The 12,948-nt window shown below is 47.4% G+C and carries 16 protein-coding genes; 3 read left to right on the plus strand and 13 right to left on the minus strand.

Translation table 11 applies throughout. From position 1 onward, the window contains the following. Positions 1 to 283 precede the first annotated feature (283 nt). From ACHHV8_RS25635 to ACHHV8_RS25670, 8 genes are all read right to left on the minus strand, one after another. Positions 284 to 1,594, minus strand: a complete 1,311-nt coding sequence (locus ACHHV8_RS25635) for an AAA family ATPase (RefSeq protein ID WP_395162228.1) — start codon at positions 1,592 to 1,594, stop codon at positions 284 to 286. A gap of 214 nt (positions 1,595 to 1,808) precedes the next feature. Further along, positions 1,809 to 2,849: a sigma-70 family RNA polymerase sigma factor gene (locus ACHHV8_RS25640; RefSeq protein WP_395162229.1), complete on the minus strand. Its 1,041-nt coding sequence runs from the start codon at positions 2,847 to 2,849 to the stop codon at positions 1,809 to 1,811. After that, positions 2,846 to 3,121 (minus strand): hypothetical protein, encoded by a 276-nt coding sequence (locus tag ACHHV8_RS25645; RefSeq protein ID WP_395162230.1) that lies wholly within the window; start codon positions 3,119 to 3,121, stop codon positions 2,846 to 2,848. The genes ACHHV8_RS25640 and ACHHV8_RS25645 overlap by 4 nt, the downstream gene beginning before the upstream one ends. A gap of 65 nt (positions 3,122 to 3,186) precedes the next feature. Next, positions 3,187 to 3,372 (minus strand): hypothetical protein, encoded by a 186-nt coding sequence (locus ACHHV8_RS25650; RefSeq protein ID WP_395162231.1) that lies wholly within the window; start codon positions 3,370 to 3,372, stop codon positions 3,187 to 3,189. A 203-nt stretch (positions 3,373 to 3,575) separates the two neighbouring features. Further along, positions 3,576 to 3,827: a DUF7667 family protein gene (locus ACHHV8_RS25655; protein ID WP_395162232.1), complete on the minus strand. Its 252-nt coding sequence runs from the start codon at positions 3,825 to 3,827 to the stop codon at positions 3,576 to 3,578. Positions 3,828 to 3,833: 6 nt separating this feature from the next. Next, complete coding sequence (locus ACHHV8_RS25660) at positions 3,834 to 4,019, minus strand: hypothetical protein (RefSeq protein ID WP_395162233.1); 186 nt, start codon at positions 4,017 to 4,019, stop codon at positions 3,834 to 3,836. Next, on the minus strand, positions 4,016 to 4,798 hold the full coding sequence (locus ACHHV8_RS25665; RefSeq protein WP_395162234.1) for a Rha family transcriptional regulator: 783 nt from the start codon (positions 4,796 to 4,798) through the stop codon (positions 4,016 to 4,018). The genes ACHHV8_RS25660 and ACHHV8_RS25665 overlap by 4 nt, the downstream gene beginning before the upstream one ends. Positions 4,799 to 4,837: 39 nt before the next feature. Next, positions 4,838 to 5,080, minus strand: coding sequence for a hypothetical protein (locus tag ACHHV8_RS25670; protein ID WP_395162235.1), 243 nt, complete (start codon positions 5,078 to 5,080; stop codon positions 4,838 to 4,840). A 164-nt stretch (positions 5,081 to 5,244) separates the two neighbouring features. On the opposite strand from ACHHV8_RS25670, the gene ACHHV8_RS25675 reads away from it, so the two are divergent. The 3 genes from ACHHV8_RS25675 (at position 5,245) to ACHHV8_RS25685 (ending at position 7,612) form a co-directional block, all read left to right on the plus strand. Next, complete coding sequence (locus ACHHV8_RS25675) at positions 5,245 to 6,030, plus strand: helix-turn-helix domain-containing protein (RefSeq protein WP_395162236.1); 786 nt, start codon at positions 5,245 to 5,247, stop codon at positions 6,028 to 6,030. Between the two features lie 17 nt (positions 6,031 to 6,047). Then, on the plus strand, positions 6,048 to 6,482 hold the full coding sequence (locus tag ACHHV8_RS25680; RefSeq protein ID WP_395162237.1) for an ImmA/IrrE family metallo-endopeptidase: 435 nt from the start codon (positions 6,048 to 6,050) through the stop codon (positions 6,480 to 6,482). 80 nt (positions 6,483 to 6,562) lie between these two features. Then, entirely contained in the window at positions 6,563 to 7,612 is a 1,050-nt protein-coding gene (locus tag ACHHV8_RS25685) for a site-specific integrase (RefSeq protein WP_395162238.1), read from the plus strand. A 67-nt stretch (positions 7,613 to 7,679) separates the two neighbouring features. Here the strand turns inward: ACHHV8_RS25685 and sufB are convergent, their stop codons facing one another. Genes sufB through sufC form a run of 5 tightly spaced genes read right to left on the minus strand, consistent with a single transcriptional unit; the run spans position 7,680 to position 12,916 of the window. Beyond that, positions 7,680 to 9,077: a Fe-S cluster assembly protein SufB gene (gene sufB / locus ACHHV8_RS25690; protein ID WP_395162239.1), complete on the minus strand. Its 1,398-nt coding sequence runs from the start codon at positions 9,075 to 9,077 to the stop codon at positions 7,680 to 7,682. A gap of 26 nt (positions 9,078 to 9,103) precedes the next feature. Further along, entirely contained in the window at positions 9,104 to 9,529 is a 426-nt protein-coding gene (gene sufU / locus ACHHV8_RS25695; protein ID WP_395162240.1) for a Fe-S cluster assembly sulfur transfer protein SufU, read from the minus strand. After that, a complete protein-coding gene (locus tag ACHHV8_RS25700) occupies positions 9,516 to 10,742 on the minus strand; it encodes a cysteine desulfurase (RefSeq protein ID WP_395162241.1) in 1,227 nt (408 codons plus the stop codon). The genes sufU and ACHHV8_RS25700 overlap by 14 nt, the downstream gene beginning before the upstream one ends. Continuing rightward, on the minus strand, positions 10,739 to 12,052 hold the full coding sequence (gene sufD, locus ACHHV8_RS25705) for a Fe-S cluster assembly protein SufD (protein ID WP_395162242.1): 1,314 nt from the start codon (positions 12,050 to 12,052) through the stop codon (positions 10,739 to 10,741). The genes ACHHV8_RS25700 and sufD overlap by 4 nt, the downstream gene beginning before the upstream one ends. Positions 12,053 to 12,085: 33 nt before the next feature. Then, a complete protein-coding gene (gene sufC, locus ACHHV8_RS25710) occupies positions 12,086 to 12,916 on the minus strand; it encodes a Fe-S cluster assembly ATPase SufC (protein ID WP_395162243.1) in 831 nt (276 codons plus the stop codon). Between the last annotated feature and the right edge of the window lie 32 nt (positions 12,917 to 12,948).

Below are 12,948 nucleotides of genomic sequence, written 5' to 3' on the forward strand. Positions count from 1 at the left end.
TATCATCCCGCGCCAAACTCGATATAAGCGTTCTTTTCTAGTACCGCCATGCGTACGGTGCACTATGCTGTTTACTTCCGCCACTCGTTCTCGCTGAAAACATCCGCAGGATTGAGAAACTCCGGAGCGAAGGCTACTTCCCATAACCTCTCGTGTTTCACCACAATCACATAAGCATTCCCAATGAACACATGGCTTCGTGCCGTTTCCGACATAATCCGATTTTTTGATCACAGTCCAACGACCAAATCGTTTGTCTACTAGGTCGATAAACGTGCCCATTTTAAAACTCGCCTGCCTTCCAAGTTGGACCTGCATCGATCTCACCTGGTTTTTGCTGAAACTCAATTTCTTCTTGACCAACAACATAACCGTCTTGAATGAGAATACTACACTCTTCCCCGGTGCTGACGCGCGTTGCAATGGCCTGCAGCCCTTCCTGTTCCAGCCACTGCCCAAATTCATTCAGCGACTTCAGATCCATTTGCTCCAGCTTATCCAAGAGGATAAATCCACAATCAGGCTTGAGCTTACGCACAATAGCTGTGGATACTTTGAGCTGATCCGAACCGCTCATGTTATCCCAATGCTGCCCGTTGTAAACCAGTTCACCGTCCGCTACGGACAGACCCGGCAGAGGCAAGTTAGCAGTTGTCAAAAGTTCAGTTTTTTGCTGGCGGACCGCATTGATGTCGCCAGATAGCTTGTCATACTCCACTCTGTATTCGCTCGCGTCAGTCTCGGCTTTGTCCTTGTCGAGATTAGCACGTACTTTACGGTTGATCTCATCGATCTGTTGGATGTTGGCCTCGAGCTCTGTCGTCGACTCGTCAAGCAAATCGATAGCGTCCTTTTGAGCGATTGCTAAATCTTGTTGCAGTTCAGTGTATTTGGATTGGGCCGCATTTAGCATCGCCGTTAATCGGTTGACCTCTCGCCCTTGCACTTCAAACTCTTGCTGTATTTGCTGGGCCCGCTGCCTTTTGCGTTGGTTCTCTCCATTCCGAGCCAGGATCTCCTGCTGTTGACGAATCAGCTCCGACGCCGAGATTGGTTCCTTCGGTGCGTCTGGAAAGTACGGTTGCTCTTTCGCAAATTTTGACTTCTGGTCAGCAATCTGTCCAATGGCATGGCGCCGGTTGTAAATCTCCAGTTCCTTGACTTCCAACTCATGCAACTGGTTACCAACGCCGATAATACGCAGCAGAATATTAGCCTTTTCCTTGCTGGTGGCATTCATGAATTTTGGCAGGTCAATAGCCAGTTCTTCCACGAAGCTATCCAGTAGTTGCTGACCGCCCTTCTGGCCGTTCGGATCGATAACCTTAAGGTCGCTGTTCTTCCCCTTCCGCTCGACAACCAGACCGTTTGAGAGCACAATGTGAAGATAAGGCGGCACGACCGACCCTTCCCGTTCAGCTTGTGAAGGACGGTATTTGTTACCGCCCAGCCCCCAGGCAATGGCATCCAATACGCTGGTCTTGCCTTGATTGTTGTTACCGCCTACAATTGTTAAGCCCGCACTGGTCGGCTCAATCTTCACGGCCTTGACGCGTTTTACGTTTTCGATTTCCAACTTATTGATTTTGATCATGGCTACCTCCGAGACTTCGTTTTTTTATTAAGACTACTACTGACGATAGATTCAATGGATTCAGCCATTGTGAATATGATTTGACAGTCCTCTGTTTTTAACTTGCACCACGTTCGTGCAATTCCCCATGTATCGATGATTTCCGCCGTTTCGCCTGATTTAAGTTTGACTTCGTCGCCTTTGAATAAAATCATGACGGGATCCTTTTTACGAACTATAGATAATTTTTTAACAAAGCCCGCAGCAGCTCGTTTTCCCGTTCGAGTCGTTCTACAATTTGCTTAACGATGTTGAGTTCATCTCGAAGTGGTTGCGATCTCGTCTCTGAGACAAGAGCAGGTTCCGAAGAATGGGTTATTAATGGAGCTGCCGCAACCTCTTTTGCTGCTGGCTTCTTCGTGCCTTCCGATTTCTTGTGTTGAACGACTTTTCGCATGCCGGTGACGTCCCACTCTTTCTTGAGACGAGTAAGTGTCGGTTCACCAATTTTGAACATTAACCTAATCTCCGGATCGCTTTTGTTCTGGCTCTTCAATTCCAGGTATTCATCCTTGGTAATTTTGGCCGCACTCATGTTATCAACCTCCATATAGTGCTGTAATTTCTCGGCGATTTTAGCTTGAATGCGAGATATCTGAACCTGAGATAACCTTAAGGATTTACCAATATCCTTTTGAGTAACTCCAGCTAACCGTAATTGGACAAGCTGCTGTTCTCGCTCTGTTAAGGATTCAAGAAAATCCTGCGTTACAATTTTAGATATATCGTCGGTGTGGGTAATGGTGTCCCGGATGGTCATCTTATCATCGTCCTGACCAGGTAATGGTTGATCGAGAGATCTGATCTTTAATTTAAGATAGCGAAGAGCCTCCTCAACCTTTTTCTCAGTGCAGGACAAGATTTTTGCAATTTCAGAAGGTGACTCATCGATCAACTTCTGTCGGGATATTTCCCCAGCCAGTACATAAAGACTGCGAGGTACGGACATAACTTGTTCACGATCCCGTAGGTGCTTTTGAATTTCCCACTGAATCATGGATGTAGCAATTGTTGTGAACTTGAACCCCTTACTCTCGTCGAATTTTTTGTAGGCTTTCAGAAGCCCGGCCATGCCTTCGCTAACTAAATCATCATATTGAAGCGAAGGCGACAGGGCCCACCTGAAGCGTTTAGCCACATAATGAACAAGCCTGGAGTATGAACGTATAATCTCGTCAGCAGTGCCTAAGGGATGAGCTGATTCCAGATGAATCACTCCTTTAATACTTGCTCAATTTCATGCCATTGTGGTACGATTGGTACAACTATATTTTTCATATGCAATTCTGGATGGCCGCTGCTACCAACAGTGGTCATCTTTGCGTTTTGAGTGATATGCGCCGCAGCAATCTCCTGGTCAAGCTCATTGATCTGATCCTTAAGCCACCAGCTCCACGTACCATCATCTTCAAAATTGCGGTTCATCTTGCGGTAAATCGAGATTAACAATTCCCCGTGAAATCGTGCTGCTTTGAAGTTATAACCCATGTATATCACCTGCATTTCAATCGAAGTTTTTTTTCGGATTAATACCGTTGTCCAACTGCGCCGTTTCACACCAGAGCGTTCTGTTCGATCCCTTCCTTGATTTCACGGGATAAATTAAACATATTGCCGATCACCTTGGCACACGCTCTATTTGCATCACCAGCCAAGGCGACTTCGGCATAAATCATTTGCATTTCATTGACATCTTTCATTTGAGCCAATAGCAGCTTATTGCAAATGTTTGCTTCCATTGGGGCTAATCTCCTTTCCGTTAATCGAATCAATCAGGGCGTCAACTCCCTTGTGGATCTTCTCCAGCCGCTCAAGGTCGCCGTTGACGTAAGCACTTTGGGCCTCTTTCTCCAGCTCAGTAAGAGCAACCGCAAAGCGAGAACAACTAATTGTTTCAGTCGTGCACGCCGATTCATTTCCAGTTTCATTCCCTCACCTCCTTTCAGCGCATTGTCGCCGTTAAATCGTCAAGCTGTTTGCAGATATCATGCTGCCATTCCGTGTCGTCCGTGGTGTAGGCGATGAACGATAGAGCTTTAAGTTCGTCGATCCGCCAGGCTAACGCCAGGTTAGCAAGTAGACAATCGTATAAATCCCTTTGCTCAAACTGTGAAAGCTCGTTAAGGCCGCCGAGCTTTTTAGCTTTAAGTGTTAGCTCTGCAAGGCGCCGGTGCACCGGATGAATGCCGACCATTAGCCTTCACCTCTTTTCACCCAAGTAGGGGTATTTCTCGTTAAAAAAAGAAATTGGTATTTTGCCCCTCTCAACCCAATAGCCTTTACCCTTAAGCTCTTCGTTCATTGCTTGAATCCGCAGCTGTGCCGTACGGATTGATCCGCAACCGAGTATTTGTTGCACATCCTTGGCGTCATAAAAATGTTTCATACAGCGATCCCCTCTGGATCAATCTTGTTTTGAATCGCCATTTCTTTCACGATCGCGAAATAAATTTCTGCGAGCCGACCATCATCGAAAATAACATCTAGCTTACTAACTTTGTCGATTTTCGATTTCGTTACACCTTCCAATGCCATCTTTTTACGTTTGTTGGTCTGTCGAATCGCAAGATTACATTCTGCTCTGCTTTCCAAACGTTGGTAACTGTCGGCTCGAACATCTTGGTAGGAACTTCCACCACCAAGAGATTGAGCGACTTTATTAAGTAGTGCTGTAACCTTTTTGCGTCCATCCACAGCATTTAATGAAAGGATTTCAGCCGTTTCATCCAGTTTCTTTTCGACAGTTGCCAACCGTTTTGATTGTTCTGCCTGTTCGCGCTCGATATTGACCAAGTGGGAGATTGATGCTTGCAAAATTTCAAGTTGCGTTCTAGGAGGTTTGGAAAATTCTCGCTCCATTTCTTCGAACCGAGTAACATAAGCTGCCGTAAACAAAACGCCTTTTTCTCCGGTCATCTTGTTCGCAACCATGTCGCATCCTTTGCGGGTTAAAAGAAATAATCTGTAGGGCTTACCAGTCCCAGCTTCATATGACCCTTCAATAAAGAATTGATCAGAACGCAGATTTGCGTTTTGATCTAAAATCGACTTATACCCGTCAATGTCCCGCAAAAGATCGGCATGACGCTTTTCGGTCATTTCAGCCACATCACGACTATCAACAAGCAGTTGACCATTTTGATTGACAATTTTTAATTGGGTCATTTTGAAACCTCGTCCCCTTTTCGTTGCAGTCGGCCGTTCCTACTCTGAAACGACTTCCACAAAAAAGAATTTTTCAAAATTACTATCAAATGCCCCCAGTACCCCCGCTATAAACTGAACACCCGGCGCATTATGTCTATCATCATCCGGTGGCAATTTTGCCCTCCAAACTTGAGACGGAGAAACACCTATCCGTTTCGCGAGCGCGGCATCAGTCGGGATGTCTCTATCAATTTGCGCTTTCATTAACTCTTTGACCTTCAAGCGAATAACTCTCTTCATTTTCATCACCTCTCCTTCCATTCGCTGGCGCATAATAATTATGCGCCCTCGCATATTCACACTATACAACTAAAAATACGTGTGCGCAATATACTCAAAAAAATAATTGCGCGCGCGCAATTATTACAGTATAATAATTTCATTGATAACAAGAGGTGATTAAAGTGTCTGGTAAGAATTTTGGTGAATTTCTAAAGGAAGTTCGTAAAAGATATGGGTATAAGACTCAAAAACAGCTTGCGGATTCATCGGGGATCTCTCAAACCACTCTTTCAAGAATAGAAGCTGGGATTCAACGTCCGCAACCAGAAACTCTTAGAATATTAGCTGAGCACCTCAGACCTTACACGTATGGCGAGTTAATGGAAGAAGCAGGTTACTTTGAAGGATTGCCTTCTGAGGATAAAGAGTTCGTAATGGATTTATTTAGTGAAAGTGAAACTTATGAACTAGACAGAAACATTAGTATAATTATCGATAAAATGACAACTAATAACAGCTTCGACGCGGTTACACTTACTTTTCTTAAAACTGAATTAACTCCGTTGTTTGAATCAGAAGGTTGGGATGATATTGAATTTGATCCAGCACATATTAAACAGTTAATCATAGAATTGGATTCAAACATTGAGTATAAAAAATTAATTCACAATGCCCTACTTCGCGCCATGAATCTTCTACAAAATCACAAAGGAAAGAAAGATATTCTTTCTGAAACTAAAGCTCCCTACTACGCCATCAATAAAAAAGATGAGCGCGACATTGCCCGCGATCTGGAGCGTTTGATGAATGGTCTCGACGGCAAACACGCGATTGGGTTTTACGGCGAAGATATGGAATTAGACGAAGAAGAGAGAGAATTGCTTAAAGCTTCTATGGAACAGACTATGCGTCTTGCCAAGCAACTTGCTAAGAAGAAATTCACTCCGAAAAAATACCGCAAGGAATAATAGCGGAGGGGCAACCTATGCGTATAAAACGAGTCGTTGAATTGCTTGTGCGAAAGTACGGAACCCGCGATCCAATCAAAATAGCGTCGCTGATGGGCATTAAAATAGAATACCGGAATTTGAAGGGTATTTGGGGGTATTTCCAAATGTATTTGCGAATTCCGGTTATTCATATTGCGTATAACTTGCCCGAAAATTTAATTCTTTTTGTTATCGCGCATGAACTTGCTCATCGCATCTTACATCCTGGTATCAACGTGCCTTTTCTCCGGGCAAATACGCTCCAGTCCGTTGATAAGATTGAGCGGCAAGCGAATCAATTTGCTGTTGAGCTTCTTATCCCGGACAAGCTCATCACCGAAGGAGCTTCGATTTATGACGCCGCGTCAGTTTGCGGTGTGCCAGAAGAAGTGGCTCATCTTAAAAGCGAAGTTGTTCATAAGTGTATTTAAAATCTTTGCGTTTTCCAGCCGCAAGGTTGTTTACATATACCCAAAAAAAGAACATATGTTCTAAATTCGGAGGTGGAGCTATGCCCGTCTACAAAGACGAGGAACGAAAAACGTGGTATTTCAGAGTCCGTTACAAAGACATTTACGGGCGTAACCAGCAGAAATTAAAGCGTGGATTTAAGAAACAGTCTGAGGCAAAACTTGCAGAGGCGGATTTTTTGGCCGGAATTAAAAACAATTATTCCGATAACGTAACAATTGACGAGGTGTTTGCACACAACCTGAAGCACAAGAAGCTGAAGGACAAAACCATAAGGAGAAGGACCAACGAATATAACCTGCATATTAAGCCGAGATTCGGCCATCTAAAGGTTAAAGATGTTAACACCCACCATGTTATGGAATTTAAGAGTGATTTGGAAAACAATTTTAAATCACTAAATAGTGCCCGCACTGTGTACAGCAATTTCAAAATACTTGTGAACCACGCCGTTAAGTTTTTTGGGCTTAAAGTCGACCCGAGTCTTGCCGTAGGACCAATCGCGCGTGTTAGGCCAAGCATCAATTTCATCAAGAAAGACGACTTTGAGAAACGAGTGGGCGGGCTATCTGCCGCGGTTGGGAATAAATATGCTGAGCTAACAAGGCTATTGTTCTACACCGGTCTGCGAGTAGGAGAAGGTTTTGGACTAACTTGGATAGATATAGATCTGGTGCAGATGCAGCTCCACGTTAACAAAACGATCGATGGTTTAACACGCAAGCCTGGGAGCACGAAAACCGCGGGGAGCGTGGGCTACGTCCCGTTTCCGTCGTTTATAAGAAACATGCTGGCAAATATAAAAAAAGAATCCGCAGAGTTTATCTACGGATTCAATGAAGGAATGTATGTGTTCGGCGGTGGATCGCCGTACCACTACTCGCATTATTACAAATGGTTCAAACGTGTATTTCCTGAATTGCGCATCCATGACCTACGGCACAGCTATGCAGCGCACTTAATCAATAGCGGTGTAGACATCTATCTTGTTAAAGAGTTGATGCGACACGATGATATCAAACAAACCGCAAACACTTATGGCCATCTGTACACCGAAAGGAAGCACGAAGCCATGAGCGTATTTGACTAACTGGTATCATTTCGGTATCACAGCGTCATATAACACAGTAAAGCCCTTGATTTTACTGGTACTTAGATTAACCGATAGATCCTTCCATCTCGAATTTGATCAAGCGGTTCATTTCTACCGCGTATTCCATCGGCAGCTCTTTCGTGAACGGCTCGATAAAGCCCATTACGATCATTTGCGTCGCTTCGGCTTCGGACAAGCCGCGGCTCATCAAGTAGAACAATTGGTCCTCGGATACTTTGGATACCGTAGCCTCATGCTCCAGCGTAATGTTATCGTTCATGATTTCGTTGTATGGAATCGTATCCGAAGTAGATTCTTTATCCATAATCAGCGTATCGCACTTGATGTTGGCTTTGGAGCCTTGGGAGTTACGTCCAAAGGAAGCCAGACCGCGGTAAGTCACCTTGCCGCCGTGCTTGCTGATCGACTTGGAAACGATCGTGGAAGTCGTGTCCGGAGCCAAGTGAGTCATTTTGGCACCTGCATCCTGATGCTGGCCGCGGCCCGCTACAGCGATGGAAAGCACCATCCCTTTCGCTCCTTGGCCTTTCAGAACGACTGCCGGATATTTCATCGTCAGCTTGGAGCCGATGTTACCGTCAACCCATTCCATCGTTGCATTTTCTTCTGCAACCGCACGCTTGGTAACCAGGTTGTAAATGTTCGGCGCCCAGTTTTGAATCGTCGTATAACGGGCACGGGAGTTCTTTTTGCAGATGATCTCTACGACAGCGCTATGCAGCGAATTCGTGCTGTAGATCGGTGCCGTACATCCTTCTACATAGTGAACGAAGCTGTCTTCGTCGGTAATGATAAGCGTACGCTCGAACTGACCCATATTTTCCGAGTTGATCCGGAAGTAAGCTTGAAGAGGAATGTCCACCTTCACGCCTTTTGGAACATAGATAAAGCTGCCGCCGGACCAAACTGCGCTGTTCAACGCCGCAAATTTGTTATCCGTCGGAGGAATGACCGTCCCGAAATGCTCCTTGAAAATTTCAGGGAACTCTCTCAAAGCCGTATCGGTATCGGTGAAAATAACGCCTTGATCCTCAAGATCCTTCTGCATGCTGTGATATACGACCTCAGACTCGTATTGCGCGGAAACGCCGGCCAAAAACTTTTGTTCCGCTTCAGGAATACCAAGCTTGTCGAACGTTTCTTTAATTTCCGTAGGAACCTCTTCCCATGTCTTCCCTTGCTTCTCAGACGGCTTGACATAGTACTGGATATCGTTGAAATCCAGATCGTCCAGGTTACCGCCCCAGCGCGGCATAGGCATTTTCTCGAACTGCTCTAACGATTTCAAACGGAAATCAAGCATCCATTGCGGCTCGTTCTTCATACTGGAAATCTCGGCTACGATTTCACGGGTCAATCCCTTGCCGGATTGGAACACGGCTTTGTGCTCATCGCGAAAGCCATATTTATAATCTTCCATTTCGGGCATTTTCTTTGCCATGAGAGTCACCTTCCTTATCGTTTATCTTATTGCGATTTTGTCTTTTCGATACCTTTGCGAAGCGCATTCCATGCCAAGGTGGCGCACTTGATTCTTGCCGGAAATTTGTTGACGCCGGACAAAGCTTCGATATCTTCATATTCGAATTCCACCGGCTCGCCCTTCATCAATCCGGAAAACTTGTCTGCCATCTCCAGCGCTTCTTCCAATGTCTTGCCTTTAACGGCATCCGTCATCATGGAAGCGGAAGAAAGGCTGATCGAGCAGCCTTCCCCGGTAAACTTGGCAGCTTTTACTTTGCCGTCCTCCACTTGCATCTGGAGCTGAATTTTATCTCCGCAAGTAGGATTGTTCAAATCGATCGTAACCGCTTCTCCTTCAAAGGTGCCGCGGTTACGGGGAGTTTTATAATGATCCATAATGACTCTGCGGTATAAATCATCCAATTGCATGACCGAAGTACTCCTTTGTTTTAAGTAGTGAGGCTACCAGGCGGTCAATATCTTCTTCCGTATTATACAAATAAAAGCTTGCGCGCGCCGTAGACGACACCTGAAGCCACCGCATCAGCGGCTGGCAGCAGTGATGTCCGGCCCGGATGGCAATGCCGTCCGCGTCGAGCACCGTCGCTACGTCGTGCGGGTGGACGTCGCCCAGATTGAACGTAACCAGACCGGCACGGTTATTCAGCGGGCCGTAAATGGTCAGGTCGTCAATCTGCTGCATACGCTCGATAGCATACGACGTCAGCTGCTTCTCATGGCGGTCGATATTCTCAAGACCGATGCTCTCGAGAAAATCGATCGCCGCGCCGAGGCCTACCGCTCCGGCGATAATCGGCGTTCCGCCTTCGAACTTCCAAGGCAGATCCTTCCATGTGGATTCGTACAAATCCACATGGTCGATCATTTCGCCGCCGAACTCGATCGGCTCCATGCTTTCCAGCAGGGCCTTCTTGCCGTACAGGGCGCCGATCCCGGTAGGAGCGCACATCTTATGCCCTGACAAAGCATAGAAATCACAATCGAGGTCTTGTACGTCGACCTTCAAGTGCGGCGTGCTCTGAGCGCCGTCTACAACCATCTTGGCCCCATGGCGATGGGCGATAGCTGCAATCTCCTTCACAGGATTTACAACACCGAGCACATTCGATACATAGGTTACGGAAACAATCTTCGTTCTGTCCGTAACGGTTTGCTCCACATCCTCCAGACGGATGGAGCCGTCGGGCTGAAGCGGAATATATTTTAAGACAGCGCCGGTCGCTTTGGCCGCCTGCTGCCAAGGTATGAGATTGCTGTGATGCTCCATCGGAGTGATGACGATCTCGTCACCCTCCCGGCACACCGTGCGGGCATAACCGGTCGCTACCATGTTCAAGCCGGTAGTTGTACCGCGGGTGAAAATAATTTCTTCCGTCGATTTCGCGTTGATGAATCTGGCAACCTTCTCGCGGGCGCCCTCGTAAGCGTCCGTAGCCCGTGATCCCAGCGTATGGACGCCGCGATGCACATTCGAGTTATCCCGCTCGTAATAATGCTTGACCGCCTCAATGACGGATACCGGCTTCTGCGAAGTCGCCGCAGAGTCCAAGTAAACGAGGGGATGACCGTTGACTTCCTGATTCAGGATGGGAAACAGTTCGCGAATCTCTGACGTCTTCATTGTCCGAGCTTCCTTTCTACGAAGCCTTGCAGCTGCTTCTGTACCTTCTCCATCGGAATTTCCGATACGACAGGGGCCAGGAAGCCGTAGATGACCAGACGCTGCGCTTCTTCACGTGTAATCCCGCGGGACATCAAGTAATGGATCTGCTCCGGATTCACTTGGCCTACGCTCGCCGCGTGGCCTGCTTTAACGTCATCCTCGTCGATCAGAAGAATCGGATTGGCGTCGCCGCGGGCTTTAGGACTCAGCATAAGCACTTTCTCGGTTTGCTGGCCGTTCGTACCTGTGGCACCCTTCTCAATCTTCGTTACGCCGTTGATGATAGCCGTTGCCGCATCGCGCATTACCGCGCGGGTAATCATGTCGCTGCTGGAGCTTTTGCCGAAGTGAACCGCACGCGTTGTGACGTTCAGCTTCTGCTCGCCCGTGCCTACGCAGATGATTTTGGCATCGGAGTTGGAGCCGTTGCCTTTCAGCAGCGTCGTCGTATCCGACATGACGTTGCCGTAGTTCATCTCGCCGATAACCCAGTTGATCGTGGCGTCGTTCTCAACCACCGCGCGGCGGTAAGTCAGATCGGTAACCGATTCGTTCAGGTTATGAACGGAAGCGAAGTTCACGGTTGCGCCCGCTTTGACAATTACCTCTACAACGCCGTTTTGAATCAGCTGGTCCAGTTGGCCTTCCGATACGAAGTTATCCACGTACGTAACGGAAGCGTGCTGCTCGGCTACGATCAGCACGTGCGGGGAGAATACCGCTTGCGGGTCGTCCGTCAGGAACAACGCCTGCACCGGCAGCTCCACTTGGACGTTTTTCGGTACATAAATGAACACGCCGCCGCTCCACATGGCTGTATGCAGCGCAGTCAGCAAATTCTCATCCTTGCCGACAACACTCGCAAAATAGCTTTTCACCAAATCCGAGTGGTGGATTATCGCATCTTCCAAGCTTGTAAAGATAACGCCCTGCCGGCTCAGCTCTTCGGATACGCTGTGATACACGATACTCGAGTTTTTCTGCACGAGCACGTTAGCAGGCTGTCCTTGGCCGTCGGTTTGCAGCAGCGCTTTCGCGCCTTCCGGCAGCTCCTCAAGACCTGCGATCTTGGCTTCTGATTTATAAGTTCCGTAGGAATTCAGATTCCAGCGGTCGATTCTTGTTTTCTCAAGCTTAGGCAATTCCAACGATCCGGCCAGTTCCAGCGCCTCGGCGCGAAGTTTGGTCATCCATTCAGGTTCTTGTCTCGACTGCGACAGCTCCACGATGGCTTGACGATCGATGGGAAGAATGGTTTGTGTACTCATGTAATCTTCCTCCTATTCGGTAGTCGCGGGTTATTAGTATTTAGGTGCTGTCGTGTTCATAGGAACCTTGAATTCTTCTTCTTCCTGGCCTACCGTTTCATCCACGATACCCAGCTCTTCTTTAATCCAGTCGTAGCCTTCGTTCTCCAGACGCTCAGCCAGTTCAGGACCGCCGGATTTCACGATGCGGCCTTGCATCATAACATGGACGAAATCTGGCTTGATGTAGTTCAGCAAACGCTGGTAGTGAGTAATGATAAGGAAGCCGCGGTCTTCGGAGCGCATTGCATTGACGCCTGTCGCTACGATCCGGAGCGCATCGATGTCAAGACCGGAGTCAATCTCATCAAGAATCACGACGCTAGGCTCGAGCATCATCATTTGCAAAATTTCGTTACGCTTCTTCTCACCGCCGGAGAAGCCTTCGTTCAAATAACGGTGCATGAACTCAGGGTTCATTTCCAGCTCTTTCATTTTCGCTTCCATCTGACGGATGAATTTGATCAGCGAAATTTCGTTGCCTTCTCCGCGGCGGGCATTGATCGCGCTGCGCAGGAAGTCGGCGTTCGTTACGCCGGCGATCTCGCTCGGATACTGCATCGCAAGGAACAGCCCGGCTCTTGCTCTCTCATCTACCGCCATTTCAAGTACGTCTTCGCCGTTCAGCGTAATGGAGCCTTCGGTAACTTCATATTTCGGGTGGCCCATCACGGTAGAAGCCAGCGTACTTTTACCTGTTCCGTTAGGACCCATAACAGCGTGAACTTCTCCGCCCTTGATCTTGATGCTCAAGCCCTTCAAAATCTCTTTGCCTTCGACAGTTGCCTTAAGCCCGTCTATAATAAATTCCGGTGCATTCGCCATAGTTAATTTCCTCCAATGTAATAAACTCTTTA

Origin of the sequence: Paenibacillus sp. TAB_01 (genome assembly GCF_043945595.1) — a bacterium.
Taxonomy (GTDB): domain Bacteria; phylum Bacillota; class Bacilli; order Paenibacillales; family NBRC-103111; genus Paenibacillus_S.